This window comes from Phocaeicola coprocola DSM 17136, from assembly GCF_000154845.1.
Taxonomy (GTDB): domain Bacteria; phylum Bacteroidota; class Bacteroidia; order Bacteroidales; family Bacteroidaceae; genus Phocaeicola; species Phocaeicola coprocola.
Map to the genome: position 1 here is coordinate 1 of NZ_DS981470.1, position 17,375 is coordinate 17,375.

Genomic DNA, 17,375 nt, shown 5'->3' on the forward strand with positions numbered 1-17,375 from the left:
ATATCAGGGCGGTTGTTGTCGCTCATCGTAAACGGTTGTAAACCCTTGTCAACTGTCCGCACGATGTGGCAAAAAACAAGCTCCGCAAATTCTCCACGTCAGAAATACGTCTCAAAAATATGTGGAAATTTGGGAAGCATCAAAAAGCAGCCGAAAAGTGTTAATTTTTAGAATATTCTGATAGATAAAGACTTACGCTTGAATATTTCTGGTTATTTTTGGTTGTTTTGAGATTCTCTCCACATAAGGATAAGGAATATATCTTCTCACTTTAGAAGTATTATTTTTGAAAAAGTTAGAATAAGTATTTTCTCCGACTTTTCCTAGCCCTATTCCAAAACCTAAATCAATCAAGAACTCATGAGTAGAAATTCCACCATCAAAAACAGTTTTTGTATTTCCTCTTAGATTCACATTAAAACTTGAACCAAATACAGCATTACATAAAAATGGTAATTTCATTGAACTAGCTAATGTGCTTACTAAATTAACATCATTCAAAGACTCATACATTGAATTAATAAAAGTTTTATTCTCTTCTGTGTATTTATATATTGTATTGCCTCCCCATTGTAGAGTAAAATCTGTTCCACCCATTAATAACATCGTATCAAAACTCAAGCCTTTTGGATAAAGCATTCTGCCTGTAATATTACTAAGTGTTCTTAAGTGTGTGGCAGAACGCATTATTGTATTTTGAACAGCCATTCCACCTCTCAACGAAGCTGCTTCTATGGAAGAAGCAATTCTACCTGCATATGTACTTCCTTTCAATAAAGCTCCACGTCCAAGCAATGCAGCCTGACGTCCAAATGAAGTTGCAGCGGCAAGTGATACACCAGCCGTGGATATTGCAGAGATAACGCCTGCTGCCGTCAAAGCAGCCTGAACAAACTGCTGTCCTGCTTCTTCCCTTGCCGCATTGAAAGCCAGATTGAAATAAAACTGTTTTTCCTCTAATGAAGTGGCATTTTTCATGCATTTTCTAAATAATGCAGGATTCCGGTGAAGTGCCATTCCCAATTGCCTGCGCATCCATCCCGGCATTTTGCCTTTCACTACCACTTCCGGCAGCTGGAAATGGTATTCATTCTTGTCATTTGTATTCTTATGTTCCATATCAGTCTTCAGCCCATTTACCATTGTTAAAATCTATATTCCCGAACTTCAGGGACTCCGGTGTGATAATCATTTCCAAAAGGATTCCATCGGTTGCGGCTGATACGGACTTTTTGTAGCTTATGCAATATGCGTTCTCAAAACGGATGGAAAGGACAGCACTGGACATCCCGTCAGGATTCCTGAATACTATATAGCCGGAATGTTTCTGCTTGTGCTTATACATTGCCCAATGGTTAAGCAGATAATTTGATGGATGATTCAGCGATATTGAAAACAAGCCTCCTTTTTCTTCCCAGGCGGGTTCTCCTTTATGATCTACACGTTGCATAAATTCTATGGAGAAAGAATCCAAACTATACGGCTTCTGTGCACTGTCCTCGTCAATCTCCATAAATGCCTTGATACATGGATCGACGACAATAGGAATTGCTTTGCTTGCATTAAATGTTGAGACGAATATAGATGCTGTCCGTTGTGGTTTGTCCCGGCTTTCCTGCCATTCATAATACAGCGTGTCTGAACCTAATGTGACATCTTCACCCTGCAATGTGAGTATGGTTGTGACAAGACCTTGTTCACCGAGCCCTTCATAAGAAAACTTCATTGAAATACATGCCGCATTGAGCAATTGCAATGTCTCTTCTGGTATACTTTCTTCCGACAAGTTCAATACTTCGAGTTGCACATTTAACCTTTCTTTACTCTTAAGAATCCATTTATGAAGATATTGGGGAGGAAATCCTCTGAATGCAACGGTAGCCATGCCACCAACGATAGGAGTGGAAGGTTTGCCGTTATCGCTGATGCCTCTGTCAAAAGAGTACTCCATGCTTTCTACTTCAAAGACATCCGTGAAGATAGCAGTACCGTCAGAATTTGTATTAAAAATGCTGCCAGTTCTCATTATTGTTTTGTATGCCGCCATAATAATATATTTAAAGTTCCAAAATGCAAGTACGGAAAAAATAGGGATATTCCAAAATTTATTGTCATAAAGATGAATATTTAACAGATAATTAAATAGGTAAGTTGTGTTTCTAAACATATCATAGATAAAAAATTAAGCGAACAATAGTTGTCTTTTTTTTCATTTTCATATCTTTGGTAAAAAGAAGACCATATTTGGATTCTTCCTGTGCTTATATGATAGAAAAAATGTTGCCAGAACACTATATTGAAGTAAAAAATACAGATGCATTAAATCATGCTTATACAAAAGGAGGAACAGTATGGAATTTGGTGCCGTTCTTAAAGAATTAACATACAAAAGCGTATGTCTTTTTTTATTTTCTCATATTCATTCTTCGCTGTTGCTTGCGTGGCACAACATGAAGAGGATAAAGCTATTGCTGTCAGTGAGATGTGTATTTTTAAGAAGGTGTTGTATAATATACCTATAGATTCAATAGATAGGCAGATTTATAAAGCAAGTTTTTTTAATAGACACAGGGGAAAATACTCGTATTGTCTTACAATATACGCATCAAATGGTACTATTAGCAAGGAAGGTTTAAAAAACAAACTAGATAGTATTGTGAAAACTATAACATTATTGATGAAAAGAGAGGATATTATACTATATGATTTTCAGATATACTATTATTCTGAAAATATGAATACAAGCTTTCATTATGAAATAGGTGAAAACTGAAAAAATCAATTAGTTCAATAAGCAAACTATATCAATAACCGATACAGTAAAAAATAAAATCGGCATATGGAAATTATACCTATGGATACTTGAATCTCATTGAAAATAAACTAAAATTCCCTTTTATGGATTTCCGACTTCGGAGGAAAATCCCCCGACCGTGAGAGAGGGCAAGTTGGTTTTTGTCTGGCAGAATACTTTCTGTCGGACAAAAACACAACTTGCTCTGTTCGTTTGAACAGAAAATCCACTTAAAGTGGATTGTGGCTCCATGCCCATTTATAGCTATAAAATAGAGTCATATTTACCTGATGAAAAATGTAAATATCAGTTTGTTTGTGGCAAACCTGTATGCAGAGTTGAATATCGTATGAATGGAGTGCCTGATATTTAGTTATTTGCCGAAATTTAAATATTCAATATTGAAAGTCTTATGCTGTATTGTACTATGGTATCCTGATTTACAGATATTACCTATCAATCTGTATCATATAATAGTATGTAGATTTTATAGTAAGGTTGTATGCGCTGCTTAATAAATACCGTAATATATTGATAATCAGTGTGTATATAAAATAAATTCTGTTGTAATATTGCAATAGTGTAATACCCTGACAACGTAATAACATAACATTGCAATAACATAATAACACAACAACATAATGCCCTAATAACATAATATTGCAATAACACAATAACATAACAACATAATACCCTAATAACATAATAATGCAATAACATAGCACCTCTATATTATAATAGTGTCAGGACATAGTATTATGTCAATATAATGTCCTGACAACTTTAATAGTATGATGTAAAAACACTAAACCGTAGAACAGAATCAAATATGCACTAATAAATTTTGCCATGGGCAAGTTTACCATCTACAATCCCATCTTGCTCCTTACTATATTCATGTTGTCCTTCAGGTTCCTGTCCATGACTCTTGCATAATGTTGTGTCATTCTTGTGGAAGCATGTCCGAGCATGGCAGAGACCTCCTGTAATGGAACGTTGTTGGCCAGCGTGACGGTCGTAGCAAATGTATGTCGGGCTGCATGTGTGGTCAGATTCTTTTTGATGCCGCAGAAGTCCGCAATCTCCTTCAGGTAGCTGTTTGCCTTCTGATTGCAGACAACAGGAAGGCAAGTCCCTTGTTTAAGACATATCGGATGTGATTCGTATTTCTTAAGTATTGCCAATGGAACAGGAAGAAGCGGAACATTTGCTATGGAACTTGACTTTCTTCTTCTCTCCAGCTTTACACGTCCTTTTCTTATCCACCAGTCACCGTTATTGTCCTGCTCCAGATGTTCCGGTCTTAATGTGGATACATCAGCGAACGCCAGACCGGTGAAGCACGCAAACAAAAAGATGTCCTTGACAAGCTCCAGCCTCGGAATATCAAATTCCCTGTTCATTATAGCCTGAAGCTCGTTATTTGTCAGGAATACCGGATCTGTCTCGTCCTGTTCCATCTTATATCCGTAAAACGGGTCTTTCCGCATCCATTCTTTGGCTATTGCCATATTGGTGATTTTCTTCAGGCATTTCATGTAGCGGACTATTGTGTTGCGGCACAGTCCGGCTTCTGTCTTCAGGAAAACATCAAAAGCCTTGATGAAATCAGGGGAAAGTTCATGGAATGTAATATCATCCTTCTCATAAAAACATGGCACAAACGTTTCAAGTTTTCTGAGCACATTCTTATAACGGTTGATGGTGACGGGAGAATAGTCTATGTCAACAACTTTCTCCATAGAAGAAATTTCTTCTTTGACTGTTCCAAGCAACGTCCGGACAGTCTCATCCTTTCTGAACACACGCTTTAATATCGTCTTTGGAGTTATCAGTGCCGATTCAAAGTTCAGTTCCTTGTGCTTTTCGTATGCGCGTGTAGTGAGGGCGGAAATATAGTTGTTCAGTTCGATGGAAGCCCTGTCTTTTCCTTTGCTGCATCCCTTGGCCGGATTCCAGTTCTTTAATGGAACGCTTCTCTGTATTCTTATTTCTTCATATTGCCCGTTGATGGTAATCCTCATTAGGATTGGAGCCTCGCCATTTTTCAGCAGTTTTGTTTTCAGAACGAAAAATAGAATGTTCATTGTTCCTTGTTTCATGATCATTTTCTTTTTGAAGTTGCACATTCGGTTATTTCGTCAATCCTGAATTGAGGGGATGGCTGGAGAGAAATGTTAAATTCGGTGGCTTTTATTATTGCCGGCTCTAAAAAACCACCGTTTTTTGTTTCTCTTACTATTATCCGCCTGTAGGTACAATCATTATCATCGGATAAGAAAGCCTTTAGCAGACGTTGTATTTCATCCGTCATTCAGTAGGGTATGCAAATGTAGAATTTCATCCCTGAAAATGATTCACGCAAATCGTTGAGAATAAGTGAAGTATGGTACATATCGGTGGTTTTTTCATGGGACTCAAAAAAAGCCACCGAATCAGCAATTTTTTATTGCACCGGATTGCACATTTTTGCGGACAGCACATAAAGAAAAAACCGCTGAAATAACTGTATTTCAGCGGTTTTCATGATTTTTCGTTTTGTAAAAGTGGTGCCACCAGGAATCGAACCGGGGACACAAGGATTTTCAGTCCTTTGCTCTACCAACTGAGCTATGGCACCAATCTTTCTCGTTTGCGGTTGCAAAGGTAAGCAAAGTTTTTGAAACTGCAAACTATTCTCGAAAAAAATATGAGAAAAAATTAAAATAGGGCGGATTTTTATGAAAAATCCCACTATTACTCATAAAATAGTGGGATTTTAACTGTATGTGGGCTGTTATTATTCACCTTTAAGTGGATTCCATCCTTGAGCCTTTAATTCAAGTTCGTTGCCGTCGCGAGTAATCAGGGCACAACCTAACTCCGATTTTGTGATATGTCCGATAACTTTTACTCCTTCTATTTGTGAGACTTTTTCGTGATCGGTCAGAGGTACAGTGAACAGCAGTTCATAGTCCTCACCTCCATTCAGGGCGCAAGTTGTCAGATTCATATTAAATTCTTCTGCCATGACTGCGGTCTGATAGTCGATAGGAATACGGTCTTCGTACACACGGCAGCCTGTCTGACTTTGCGAACAGATATGCATCAGTTCAGAAGAGAGGCCGTCGGATATATCCATCATTGCTGTTGGACGGATGCCTGCTTCAGCCAGTCGTTCGATGATGTCGCGGCGTGCTTCTGGCTTTAAGAAGCGTTCCAACAGATATTCTTTGCCGGCAAAGTCAGGTTGGACGTCTTTTTCTCCCTGAAAAACAGCTTTCTCACGTTCCATCAGCTGAAGTCCCATATAAGCTGCTCCCAAATCTCCGCTTACGCAAATCAAATCTGTATCTTTGGCTCCATTACGATAAACCACCTTATCTTTGTCAGCTTCACCGATACAGGTAATGGAGATTGCAAGACCTGTTACAGAAGAAGTAGTATCACCGCCTACGATATCTACGTGATGTAGCTGGCAAGCCAGTTTCAGTCCATCGTAAAAATCCTCCAGATCTTCTATGCAAAAACGCTTCGATACAGCCAGAGATACGGTAATCTGCTTAGGTGTACCGTTCATTGCATAGATATCCGAGAAATTTACCATTGCTGATTTATATCCCAAATGCTTCAGGGGAGTATAGACCAGATCAAAATGAACACCTTCCATCAGCAAGTCGGTTGTAACCAGCACCTGCTTTCCTGCAAAGTCAAGTACGGCAGCATCGTCACCTATTCCATACTTGCTTTCTTCATTCTGTAGTTTGATATCTGTGGTGAGATGCTTTATCAGCCCGAACTCACCGAGAGTTGATATTTCAGTTCTATTTCCTTCGTGCATAGTTTTTTTACGCTCTGTTAATAAGTTCTCTCATGATGGTAGTCATGCGCGGCTGTGCTTCATCGGCAGCCTTCTGTACCTCTTCGTGTGATACTTCGACAATTTTGCCTTCCACTCCCAAGTCAGTGATAACTGAAACGCCGAACACCTTAATACCGCAATGGTTGGCTACGATAACTTCAGGTACAGTAGACATACCTACTGCATCGGCTCCCAGAATGTGGAACATCTTATATTCCGACGGAGTTTCGAAAGTTGGTCCCTGTGTTCCGATATATACTCCCTGCTGTACCTTAATTCCTTTTTCTTCGGCAATTTCGAGAGCTTTTGCGATCAGTTCTTTTGAGTAAGCCTCACTCATATCCGGGAAGCGGGGGCCGTATTCGATGTTCTTGCCACGCAACGGATGTTCAGGGAAGAAGTTGATATGGTCAGTGATAATCATCAGGTCACCGATTTCAAAATTCGGGTTTGTTCCTCCTGCTGCATTCGAAACGAACAAAGTCTTGATACCCAATTCGCGCATGACACGTACAGGAAAAGTAACTTCCTTCATTGAATAGCCTTCGTAAAAGTGGAAGCGACCTTGCATGGCCATAATATCCTTGTTGCCCAGTTTACCGAAAATCAGCTTACCGCTATGGCCTTCTACGGTCGATACCGGAAAGTTGGGGATTTCGGAATAGTTTATTTCATATTTATCGGTAATTTCGTGTACCAAACTGCCCAGACCTGTACCTAAAATGATGGCTGTCTCGGGATGAGTGTGCATTCTAGCTTTTAGAAAAGCTGCTGTTTCTTGAATTTTTTCTAACATACTCGATAATATTTTGGTTAAATAAATGTTCTTCTTTATTCAGAAATTCTACCTCTACCGGCAATACATATATATAAGGTTTCATCGTTTCACTCAGTAGCGGATGAGCGATGAGCCGTGCCGCATCCTTTTCGGTTGTGATGATGAAACGTTTACCCTCAGGCAGTTTTCTGAACGCATCTTCTATCCGTTTCATGTCCGTTGCATCAAAATCGTGATGGTCAGGAAAAGTCGACGGAGTAACAAACTGCGTATAAGCCGACAGTTTACTGATGATGGCTGCCGGTGAGGCTATACCTGTAACCAGCAGGATATGGTCATCGTTTCGGATTTCTTCAAGCTTCTTTTCCGGTTCTTCCGAGAAGAGAGGCTGTAGTTTTCCGTATGCCAGCGTTGTAAAATAAAGTTGCTGACAGGGGAGGGGTGCTATATCATATCGCAACGCCTGTTGTTCTGCTTCGCTCATTTGTGCCGGACACTTACTTACGATGATGATGTCGGCACGCTTTTTTCCACTTTCCGGCTCCCGCAGTCGTCCGGCTGGTAACATCCGGTCAAGATGTATCGGACGGTTATAATCTATAAGCAGAATGGTCAGTCCTGCCTTCACGTAGCGATGCTGGAAAGCATCGTCCAGAACAATAACCTTTATGCCGGGAGCTGTATGTCCATCTGTTAGCTGATTAATGCCGTGACAGCGATCCCGGTCTACAGCCACATAGATATCCGGAAACTTGTGCGCCATCTGATAAGGCTCATCGCCAATCTGCCCGGCATCTGTTTCGGGAGTAGCCAGAACGAAACCTTTCGATTTACGTTTATATCCACGGCTGAGTACAGCTACCTGAAATTCATTCTGTAACAACCGGATGAGGTATTCTGTGTGTGGAGTCTTTCCGGTTCCTCCCACGCTGATATTACCCACGCAGATAACGGGTAGCGGAAATGACTGTGAATGAAGTATGCCTCTGTCAAACATCCAGTTGCGTATACTTACTCCCAGACGGTAGAGGCATGCTAATGGCAACAGTCCGTGGTAAATCTTTATTTTTCTTTCAAGTTTCATCAGGCAGCCGATGCTTTATTTGATAACCACATCAAACGGCATGCGCGCCTGCAGGCGATCGGCATCCTTGAGATTTTTTACAAAACGGAGTCCGTTGTAATATTCACCGAAATTTTCCTGCATACGGCTGCTGATATAACGGCTTGGCCGGGTATTAAGCAGTGAAGTCAGGAAATCTTCTTTTTCCGGATAGCTTACCAGCGTATAACGTTCTATTTTAGCATGTGAGGCTGCAACTTCAACAGCTTCATCCAGTCCACCCAGCTCATCTACCAGTTTCAGGTCTTTGGCCATTTCTCCGGTCCACACACGTCCTTCAGCTATCTTTTTGATATCTTCGATATTCATTTTTCTGCCGTCGGCACAACGTTTGGTAAAGAGTTCATATCCTTTATTGACCATACCTTGCATCAGAGCCTTTTCTTCTTCATTGAACGGACGGGTCAAATCTCCCAAGTCTGCCAGTTCGTTTGTTTTTACAACATCGAAATTCAGCCCCAGCTTATCTTTCAGGAGTCCTTCTGCATTCGGAACCAGACCGAAGATTCCGATAGAACCTGTCAGGGTTGTCGGTTCGGCTACAATCCAGTCGGCAGCGCAGGATATATAGTAACCGCCCGAAGCGGCATAGTCACCCATAGAAACGATAACGGGTTTTTCCTGTTTCAGCAGTGAAACTTCACGCCAGATCTGTTCTGAACCGTAGGCACTTCCTCCCGGAGAGTTAACACGCAGTACAACTGCCTTCACGCTTTCATCTTCGCGTAACTTACGCAAGTCCTTTATGACTTTTTCGGAGTTGATACCTTCTCCGTCAGCAGATTCATCACCGTCTATTTCACCATAAGCATAATATACGGCAATGACGTTCCCACTTTTATCTTTCGGTACGTTTCGTTTTACGTTTACCATATCCTCAAGCGAAAGTGTATTCAGTTTTTCATCTTCCTTACAGTCGGTCAGCTGTTTCAGGTAGGCCAGTACTTCATCTTTGTACATTAGTGTATCTGCCAGGCCGGTGCTGAGATAAAGTTCTGCCGGCTGGAGATCCATATTACGGCTGGCAAGAGCATTCAGGGAGTCAACAGAAATCTTTCTTGATTCGGAAACCTCATTCAGAATCTGCTGCCAGATAGAGCCGATGAATGCTTGTGTCTGTTCACGGTTTGCCGGACTCATTTCAGTAGCGATATATGGTTCTACTGCCGATTTGTATGTTCCTACACGAAATACCTGCATTTCCACTCCGACTTTGTCGAGCAGACCTTTCAGGAACATGGTCTGTGCAGATAGTCCGTGCCAGCCTATACTTCCCGAAGGATTGGCTATTACCTTATCGGCAACACTTGCAATATAGTAAGTACCTTGTGAATATGCTCCGGCATAAGCGACGATAAACTTCCCGCTTTCTTTGAAATCAACCAATGCACGTCGTATAGCCTGCATGGAAGCTGTCTGACAGGCGAAAGCACCTGCATCGATATAGATACCTTTTATTTTGTCATTTTCTTTAGCTTTGCGGATAGAGGTCAGAATGTCATCCAGCCCGTAAGTCGCATAGTCTTCCCCTAAAAATTGCATGATTGGATTTTCCTGGTAGCGTTCCATTACACTACCTTTCAGTTCGAGTACAAATACCGAACGGTCTTTCACTATAGTTTCTGTTCCGGAAGTTGAAGCAACCATTCCGGCAAGACTGATAATACCTAATATTGTGAAGACTACTCCCGTCAGAATCAGACCGCAGACGGTGGCGAAGGTGTATTTCAAAAACTCTTTCATTGTGTGATGTTTTTAGAGATTTATTAAATAACAAAGTTAGTCTTTTTCACGGAATAACCAAAAGCAAACGAATTTTTTCCTGATGCCGAAGAGGAAGTTGCAATGTATTTACCGGAAGCGGACATAGGTGAAATAAAATATCAGCATCTTTTAGGAAAAACATGCTGATATGTTCAGGAAAACATCTCGATGTTTTTTTATTTTTTGTACAAAAAAATAGAGGATATTCAGGAGCTTGTTTTTTGTGTGTCTGCAAGGCTTTTATGGAATTCCGGTAATTATGATTTCGCCATTTTTAATCTGTTGATGATAAGGTGTTTACTTGCGGCTGCGAAACCGTATGTTGCGATAGGTGATGAGAAGTTGACAACAAAGTTGCAGAAGAAGCGGTGTCTGGATTCTTGTTTGCAATCATATATTTCCCGGTCGTAACGTAAATTCCTTACAGAAATCATCGGCTGTACAATAAATCTCTGTAACTTTAGACTCTGAGGAAAAAGTGGTAATTTAGCACTATAAATTTTATATCCTAATTGCCGTGTCTTTCTTTTCCGGTAGGTTCTACATGCTCTTATATTCACGTTAAATGATAACCGATAAACTATGAAACAAGTATATAGATCAAAAATAGATATCTGGTTGCTGATATTGATTCTGGCAGCTTGGGGCATACCGTTGACATTTATAGTTTGGAACGAGTTTTCAGTAGTGAAATTCAGTGTTGTTTTGTTTATGCTTGTGCTTACATTGGCACTTCTCTTCAGTATAAAATACACGATAGAAGGAAAGACTTTACGTGTTGATTATTCCTTTTTTTATAGCGAGCGCATTAATATTGACGAGATAACAGAGATTGTCAATACCCATACGTTTCTATCAGCTCCAGCAGCATCCTTAGACAGAATCGAGATAACGTATGGTAAGAATTGCGTTGTACTATCTCCGAAAGATAAGCAGAAGTTTGTGAAGCAACTTTGCGATATATCTGCAAATCATATTCGTGTGAACATATAAACAGTTTTATTGGGGCTATAGAAATAAAATAAGAGTGAATCAGTTCAGGACATTTTCGAGAAAGAAATGCCCTGAACTGATTTATTGTTATTCGGTTTTGATACTGTTTACCGGATTTTCATTGGCATTTTTCCAACTCTGTACAGTAATAGTAGTCATAGTTATGAGTGTAACCAGCAGGAATGACAAAATGAATATCCACGGGGTAACAGGCGTTTTCTCTGCAAATCCTTGCAGCCAGTGCTGTCCGATCCACCATCCGAATGGTGCTGCCACGATGAAGCATCCGGTAAGTATAAGTATATATCTTCGGTTGAACATGTACAGAATCTGTCTGGTTGAGCTTCCCATAATCTTTCTGATTCCGATTTCCTTTCTTCTGTATTCGCTCTCGAACATGGTGAGTCCGAACACTCCTGTCAGGCTGATGGCAATGGCAATGAGTGAGAAGAGCAGGATCTGCTTAGTAAAACGCAATTCGTTCCGGTAGTTGGCATCGAGCACTTCATCCATGAACCGAAAATTGAAGTCGTGTCCGGGGGTAAACTTTTCCATTGTTTTCTGGAGCGATTGGATAATAGCAATTTTATTTACTCCTGCCGATACACGAACATTGATGGTTTGCTGCCATTGATGTCCTATTCTCTCAAAGTTTTTTCCATAAATAAAAAAGGCCATAGGCTGTGTATTGTCATCGTTACGGAAACTGCTGTATTTGATGTTCTCGCAGAACCCTACAATTAAATGATCGTCCGGAGCGGTCTGGCCGACTTTCAGCCAGGGGTATTTTTTACGGGTTGCTTCGTTGAAAATGTAAACATCTCCATCACCAGGTTTGAAGTTTCGGCCTTCTGTAATGTGGATTCCCATTACATCCAGAAAATGGTAATCTACAGGCATTACGTCAAATCGCACGACTGTATTGTTATCATCCATAGCCCAGTTCATATAGTTGTCGGCAGAGCTTAGAATGAACATTGAAAAAGCTACTCCTTTTACTCCAGGAATACGGGAGAGGTCGTTTACCACGGCATCATTCTGTGCTTGAGTCTCCGTTGTCATGTTTCCTGTGATGATGACATCTTTATCATATCCATAGTCGGAAGTTCGGATATACCGGCTTTGCAGATACATGATTCCTACTCCGATAATCAGCATGTAGGCAACGAAGAACTGGATACATATCAAGGCTGTACGTAAAGTACGTCCTTTAGGAGAAAGACCAAAAGAGCCTTTTAGTGCCAGTGCTGGTGCAAACGATGTAACATAATAGGAGGGATATATGCCAGCTAAGAATCCCATGAGCAGGCTCAGGCAGAAAGTAATGGTGAGCAGTATAGGATGTTCCAAAGGCTGTAGTCCGGCGCTTACCAGGTCCTTCAGACCGGAATCTTTCAATAGTAGTACCTCTATCAGAGAAAGCATAAAGGCAATGGTGCTGATGAGTACGGATTCTGCTATCAGACTGAAGCGAAGTGAACGGGTTGTTGCTCCCAATACCTTCTGAGTATTGATGCTTTTGATGCGCATCGGGGTTTCAGCCAACGAGAAATTCATGAAATTGATAGTCGCTATTATCACAATCAGAAAAGAAATACATATCAACAGGTAAACCGTAGTACGACTGGTTGCACTTTTGTTTGCTATGGTAGAAAAATGAACATCCGTCAATGGTGATAAATGAACTACAGAGGACGGAAGGCTGTCATTCTCTTCTGATGTATATTCGGGATTATGCTTTCTGAAAATTACCTCGATAAGCTTTTCTATTTCGGGGGCTGAATCCGGATGATCCAAACGTATGTAACAAATGTAATTCCAGTTGTTCCACCTGTCTTTATTTTCTTTGGGATCGTTGGGCATCATGATCCAGTTTCTTATCTGTGCGTTTTCTGGAAAATCTTTGTACACCCCTCCGATAGTCCATTCATTGTTGCTGGACTGTTTGTCTTTGAAAATGCTTTGTCCAACCGCATCTGCTGTTCCGAATAAACGTTTTGCTGTCGATTCGGAGATGAGAACTGTTTTAGGCTGATTCAGTACATCGGCAGAACCACTTATCATTTCTGGCTGGAAAGTTTCCAGAAAATTTCCAAAGCCGCAACAAGTCGTTTCGTTGAATATATTTCCGTTTATCTCATAGTCGACTTGCGACATAAATGCATAGGTTATGGATATTGACTTTATGTGTGGTGAACAGGTCTGTATCCGTTCACATAACGGACGAGGCATCCACAATTGCCAGTCGGAGGCAGGTGTGGGTTTAACTTCTACCCGGAAAATCTTTTCATAGTCCTTATATCCTTTATTGAAATTATAGTCATAGTCTACCTGCGTCATAATAACAAAGAAGGATGCGAAGGCTATGCTTAGCCCTAAAATATTCAGTATGCTTGCGGTAAAGAAACGCCTGAACGTATGCGAAAAGTTACGGATAAGTGTTTTCATGAGAAATAATATTATTCGGTTTTGATGCTGTTTGCCGGATTCTCATTGGCATTTTTCCAGCTTTGTACAGTAATGGTAATCATGGTAATGAGTGTAACCAGCAGGAATGACAAAATGAATATCCACGGAGTGACGGGTGTTTTTTCTGCAAATCCTTGCAGCCAGTGCTGCCCGATCCACCATCCGAACGGTGCTGCCACGATGAAGCATCCGGCGAGTATAAGTATATATCTTCGGTTGAACATGTACAGAATCTGTGTGGTCGAGCTTCCCATGATTTTTCTGATTCCGATTTCCTTTTTTCGATACTCGCTTTCGAACATGGTGAGTCCGAACACTCCCGTCAGGCTGATGGCAATGGCAATGAGTGAGAAGAGCAGGATCTGCTTGGTGAAACGCAGTTCGTTCCGGTAGTTGGCATCGAGCACTTCATCCATGAACCGGAAATTGAAGTCGTGTCCGGGGGTAAACTTTTCCATTGTTTTCTGGAGTGAGCGGATAACCTCAACTTTATCTACACCTGCCGAAATACGGACATTGACGAAATTTCGCCACTCCCATCCCCATTGGGCGAACTTCTTGCCGGGGATAAGAAAAGCCATTGTCTGATTGGTGTCATCATTGCGGAAGCTGCTGTATTTGATGTTCTCGCAAAAACCTATAACTAAATTGTCGTCCGGAGCGGGCTGGTCGACTTTTAGCCACGGGTATTTCTTACGTGTAAATTCATTGAAGATATAGACATCTTCATCACCCGGCCTGAAGCTTCTCCCTTCGACGATATGAATCCCCATAACTTCCAGATAGTGGCAGTCTACCGGAAAAGCATCGAACTGGATATATTTGTCACCATTAGAACGTCCCCAATGCATGTAATTGTCGGCGGAACTCAAGATAAACTCCGATACGGCCACTCCTTTAACTCCTGGTATCTGAGAGAGTTCTCCCACTACTGCATCCGTTTGTGATTGGGTTTCTTTAGTCATGTTCCCTACAATAATCGCGTCCTTGTCATATCCATAGTCGGAAGTACGGATATATCTGCTTTGCAGGTACATGATTCCTACTCCGATAATCAGCATGTAGGCAACAAAGAACTGGATACATACCAGTGCGGTACGTAGAATGCGTCCTTGGGGAGAAAGTCCGAAAGAGCCTTTCAAAACCAGTGCTGGCGGAAAAGAGGTTACGTAATAAGACGGATAAAGTCCAGCCATCAGTCCCATAAGCAGACTCAAACCGAAAGTTGCAAGCAGCAACATCGGATGCTCTGTTATTGTCAGCCGGGCATTTACCAGTTCCTGTAAACCAAAATCTTTAAGTATCGCAACCCATATAAGCGCGAGAATAAAAGCTATAAAGCTGATAAACATAGCTTCTGTTATCAGGGTGAGGCGAAGAGAACGTGTGGTTGCTCCCAGTACTTTCTGCGTATTGATACTCTTGATGCGCATCGGGGTTTCAGCCAACGAGAAATTCATGAAATTGATGGTGGCTATAATTACGATCAGGAAAGAAACGCATATCAGCAGATAAAGTGTTGTGCGGCTGCTTGCGCTTTTATTCCCTACTGTAGAAAAATGTGCGTCGACAAGTGGCGTGAGGCGGATGAACTGTGAAATATCACTTTCCTGTTCCAGTTCCGGAAAATTTTTCACAAAAATCTGCAAGATAAGTTTTTCTATTTCCGGGGCAGCAGACGGACTTTCGAGACGCATATAGCAGATATAGTTCCAGTTTTTCCAGTTTCCTTTATCAGTATCGGCTTCTTTGGGCATCATAACCCAGTTTCTTATCTGTGAGTTTTCCGGGTAATCTTTGTAAACGCCTCCTATGGTCCATGCATTATTGTCTGCTTGTTTCCCTCTGAATATTGTCTGACCTATTACGTCGGTTGTACCAAAGAATTTCTTTGCTGTCGATTCGGACAGGAGAACCGTTTTAGGCTGGTTCAGCGCATCGGCAGAGCCGTTTATCATTTCCGGCTGAAATGTTTCCAGAAAATTACCGAAACCAGTGCAGGTTGTTGCTTTAAATAGGTTTCCGTTCACTTCATATTCATCTTCAGACTGATATGATTCAACTTGTGAAATACTCTTTATATAGGGTGAAGCGGATTGTAATTGCTCACATAACGGACGAGGGGTCCACAGTTGCCAGCCTGAATCTGGATTAGGGTTGATTTCTATCCGGAATATTTTTTCATAGTCCTTATATCCTTTATTGAAATTATAGTCATAGTCCACCTGTGTCATGATGACGAAGAAGGATGCAAAGGCTATGCTTAATCCTAGAATGTTCAGTATGCTTGCGGTAAAGAAACGCCTGAACGTATGCGAAAAGTTACGGATAAGTGTTTTCATCTTAGGTATTTATTATTTTAAAATAAGCACTTCATTGTCTTTATAACTTTCGTATCCGGATACAATGACACGCTCTCCTTTTTCCAGTCCCTCCAGTACTTCGTAATATTGTGGGTTTTGTCGTCCGATACGTATCTGACGGCGATAAGCTTTCTTCCCTTCTTTGTCGACTACGAAAATCCAGTTACCTCCAGTTACTTGGAAAAAAGTTCCTTTTGGAATAAGTACGCTTTCAGTTGGTTCCCCCAATTGTAAATCGATGTAGTAAGTTTGTCCGCTCCGGATATTGTCAGGGCGTTTTCCCTCGAATACAAAATCGGTACGGAATCGTCCTTCACGTACTTCGGGATATACTTTGCGAACTTTCAGGTTGAATGTGGTTTCCTGACGTTCGAACGTAGCCGGCAGTCCGTTGGTCACACGGTCGATATAATGTTCGTCTATCATAGCTTCTATCTTGAAGTCCGAAAGGTCGTTTATCTGCCCGACCATTTGTCCGGCAGTGATATTCTGTCCCAACTCTGCATCCAGCAGTCCAAGTTCTCCATCGATTGTAGCGCGGACTTCCAGTTTATCTTTTCTTTCACGAATCAGCAGTACATTCTTTCTCATGTTCTGTAAATTGTCCTCCATCTGGTCCATCTGTATGTTACGGTAGATAGAATCTTGTACCAGACGTTCGGTAATCAATCCGTGCTTTTTCTGTGCTACTTCATAGTCTTCTTTTGCCTGAAGATATTCTTCCCGACTGATAAGACGTTCTTTATATAAACGTTCATACTGGAGATAGGTACGTTGTTTTCGGCGTGTATCAATGTCCAGCTGTACTTTTTCGGTTTCATTGTTCAGCTTATCTTGCTGCATGGTTACTTGTGTATTACGCAGTAAGTTCTGTTTTTCGGCAAGTTCCGATTCTGCATTCAGAATCTGTAAGTCCAGGTTTGAGTTGCTGAGACGGAGAATGACATCTCCTTTTTTTACATGGGCGCCTTCTTCTACAACCTTTTCCTGTACGATTCCTCCTTCTTCCGGACTTAATTGGACGACGGAGATTGGCTGAACTTGTCCGTTCAGACGGATATAGTCATTGAACTTACCGAAGGTTACATCGGCTATATTCAGTGAAGCGGCGTCTACTCTCAGTGTTGATGCATGATTCCCGAAAATAATCCAGATTAATAATAAAATCACAACAGCTCCTCCGGCTATGTAAGGAATGTGTCTCTTCTGAATGCCTTTTTTCTTTTCCAGTTGTATATCCATGGTGTGTA

Annotated in this window: 11 protein-coding genes and 1 tRNA gene; 1 reads left to right on the top strand and 11 read right to left on the bottom strand. The window is 41.2% G+C overall.

Annotation, left to right across the window (positions count from 1 at the left end):
• Positions 1-192: 192 nt before the first annotated feature.
• The 8 genes from BACCOP_RS08285 to sppA form a co-directional block, all read right to left on the bottom strand.
• Positions 193-1,119, bottom strand: a complete 927-nt coding sequence (locus tag BACCOP_RS08285) for a hypothetical protein (RefSeq protein WP_040311956.1) — start codon at positions 1,117-1,119, stop codon at positions 193-195.
• Position 1,120: 1 nt separating this feature from the next.
• Positions 1,121-2,047, bottom strand: coding sequence for a type VI secretion system tube protein TssD (tssD, locus tag BACCOP_RS08290; protein WP_118164622.1), 927 nt, complete (start codon positions 2,045-2,047; stop codon positions 1,121-1,123).
• Between the two features lie 1,613 nt (positions 2,048-3,660).
• A complete protein-coding gene (locus BACCOP_RS08300) occupies positions 3,661-4,896 on the bottom strand; it encodes a site-specific integrase (protein ID WP_085960426.1) in 1,236 nt (411 codons plus the stop codon).
• 445 nt (positions 4,897-5,341) lie between these two features.
• A tRNA-Phe gene (locus BACCOP_RS08305) sits at positions 5,342-5,414 on the bottom strand.
• A gap of 159 nt (positions 5,415-5,573) precedes the next feature.
• Positions 5,574-6,614: a thiamine-phosphate kinase gene (thiL, locus tag BACCOP_RS08310; RefSeq protein ID WP_007568198.1), complete on the bottom strand. Its 1,041-nt coding sequence runs from the start codon at positions 6,612-6,614 to the stop codon at positions 5,574-5,576.
• A gap of 7 nt (positions 6,615-6,621) precedes the next feature.
• A complete protein-coding gene (locus tag BACCOP_RS08315) occupies positions 6,622-7,431 on the bottom strand; it encodes a purine-nucleoside phosphorylase (RefSeq protein WP_007568200.1) in 810 nt (269 codons plus the stop codon).
• Positions 7,388-8,497 carry a tetraacyldisaccharide 4'-kinase gene (lpxK, locus tag BACCOP_RS08320; RefSeq protein ID WP_007568202.1) on the bottom strand — a complete coding sequence of 370 codons (1,110 nt, stop codon included), beginning with the start codon at positions 8,495-8,497 and terminating at the stop codon, positions 7,388-7,390. Before lpxK ends, BACCOP_RS08315 begins: the two co-directional genes overlap by 44 nt.
• A 15-nt stretch (positions 8,498-8,512) precedes the next feature.
• Complete coding sequence (gene sppA / locus BACCOP_RS08325; protein WP_007568203.1) at positions 8,513-10,279, bottom strand: signal peptide peptidase SppA; 1,767 nt, start codon at positions 10,277-10,279, stop codon at positions 8,513-8,515.
• A gap of 603 nt (positions 10,280-10,882) precedes the next feature.
• Here sppA and BACCOP_RS08335 point away from each other — a divergent pair.
• Positions 10,883-11,293: a PH domain-containing protein gene (locus tag BACCOP_RS08335; protein ID WP_007568207.1), complete on the top strand. Its 411-nt coding sequence runs from the start codon at positions 10,883-10,885 to the stop codon at positions 11,291-11,293.
• 87 nt (positions 11,294-11,380) lie between these two features.
• Here the strand turns inward: BACCOP_RS08335 and BACCOP_RS08340 are convergent, their stop codons facing one another.
• The 3 genes from BACCOP_RS08340 to BACCOP_RS08350 are packed head-to-tail and all read right to left on the bottom strand — an operon-like array spanning position 11,381 to position 17,367.
• Positions 11,381-13,741: an FtsX-like permease family protein gene (locus BACCOP_RS08340; protein WP_007568209.1), complete on the bottom strand. Its 2,361-nt coding sequence runs from the start codon at positions 13,739-13,741 to the stop codon at positions 11,381-11,383.
• 11 nt (positions 13,742-13,752) lie between these two features.
• Positions 13,753-16,104 (bottom strand): FtsX-like permease family protein, encoded by a 2,352-nt coding sequence (locus BACCOP_RS08345; RefSeq protein WP_007568211.1) that lies wholly within the window; start codon positions 16,102-16,104, stop codon positions 13,753-13,755.
• 12 nt (positions 16,105-16,116) lie between these two features.
• Complete coding sequence (locus tag BACCOP_RS08350) at positions 16,117-17,367, bottom strand: efflux RND transporter periplasmic adaptor subunit (RefSeq protein ID WP_007568213.1); 1,251 nt, start codon at positions 17,365-17,367, stop codon at positions 16,117-16,119.
• Positions 17,368-17,375 lie beyond the last annotated feature (8 nt).